The 1,531-nt window shown below is 65.9% G+C and carries 2 protein-coding genes; both read left to right on the plus strand.

All coding sequences use genetic code 11. The features are described 5' to 3' along the window. A partial coding sequence (locus tag AC04MI_RS25080) for an aldehyde dehydrogenase family protein (protein WP_476499033.1) occupies positions 1–1,018 on the plus strand: 1,018 nt, incomplete at its 5' end. A gap of 190 nt (positions 1,019–1,208) precedes the next feature. Then, the coding region (locus AC04MI_RS25085) for a hypothetical protein (RefSeq protein ID WP_476499034.1) at positions 1,209–1,531 on the plus strand (323 nt) is incomplete at its 3' end.

Raw genomic sequence — 1,531 nt, forward strand, 5'->3', positions numbered from 1 at the left:
CCCTGTGGGCCCCGTGGCGGCCTTCACGCCCTGGAACTTCCCCATCAACCAGGTGGTGCGCAAGCTGGCCGCCGCGCTGGGTGCCGGTTGCTCCATCTTGGTCAAGGCGCCTGAAGAAACCCCCGCCAGCCCCGCCGAGCTGATCCGCGCGTTTGCTGACGCAGGTGTGCCCGCAGGCACCGTGGGCCTGGTCTATGGCGACCCGGCTGAAATCTCCAGCTACCTGATCCCGCACCCCATCATCCGCAAGGTCACGTTCACCGGCTCCACGCCCGTGGGCAAGCAGCTGGCCGCGCTGGCSGGCAMGCACATGAAGCGCGTSACGATGGAGCTGGGCGGCCACGCSCCRGTCATCGTGGCCGAAGACGCCGACCTCGAACTCGCCATCAAGATCGGCAGCGGCGCCAAGTTCCGCAACGCAGGCCAGGTCTGCATCTCGCCCACGCGCTATCTGGTGCACGAAAGCATCCGCGCCGACTTTGTGGCCGCTTTCGCCAAATACGCCCAGGGCCTGAAGGTGGGCGATGGCCTCGCAGCCGGCACGCAGATGGGCCCGCTGGCCAACCCGCGTCGCATTACCGCCATGGCCGACTTGTTGGCCGATGCGGTACAGCAGGGCGCCAAGGTGCTGGCCGGTGGCGAGCGCATCGGCACCGAAGGCAACTTCTTCCAGCCCACGGTGCTGAACGACGTGCCCCTGTCGGCCCGCATCGTGAACGAAGAGCCCTTTGGCCCCGTGGCTGCCGTGCGTGGCTTCACCCAAATCGAAGACGCCATTGCCGAGGCCAACCGCCTGCCGTTTGGTCTGGCCGGTTATGCCTTCACTTCGTCGCTGAAGAACGCTCATTTGCTGGCGCAGCGCCTGGAAGTGGGCATGCTCTGGATCAACCAGGCCGCCGCACCTGCAGCCGAGTTGCCGTTTGGTGGCCTGAAGGATTCGGGCTACGGCTCCGAGGGTGGCCCCGAGGCCATCGAGGCGCACCTGAACACGCGCCTGGTGTCGATCATGAACGTGTGAGGGCGACCATCGCGCTTTTTGAACAGGTTCTCAGCGCGGTAGTCACAGGCCCCCGGTGCCATGGGCATCGGGGGCCTTTTTTTTGCATTTGGAAGACTGAACGTGGCGGCACAATGGTGGGCCGCTACAGAGCTACGGCCACCTCAGGTGGCTGTTACCCAGCATCCGCCATTTCAGGAGTGCATCGCCCATGCTGTCCCGACAATGCCTTGCCCTCATCGCTGCGCTGGCCTCCTGCGTGCCGCCTGCCTGGGCGGGCATGGACAAAGAAGGCTCCATCCAGCGGCCCGGACTGTTCTTTGCCTGGCTGTCGCCCGACGATGGTCCGGTGTGGGCTCATTTTGAGAACCCCGCGCACCTGCAGCAGCTGGCACGGCACTGCAATGCCGGCGCGCCGGTGTTTGCGCTGCAAGCAGGCACCCGCTACCAGTGCAAGGCCGAACTGCCGCCGAAGTCTGCCGGGCAGGAAGAACCCTACGCTGCAGGCATGACCGTGCAAGGTCCGGTGCCGCA

Source organism: Acidovorax sp. LjRoot204 (genome assembly GCF_056175785.1).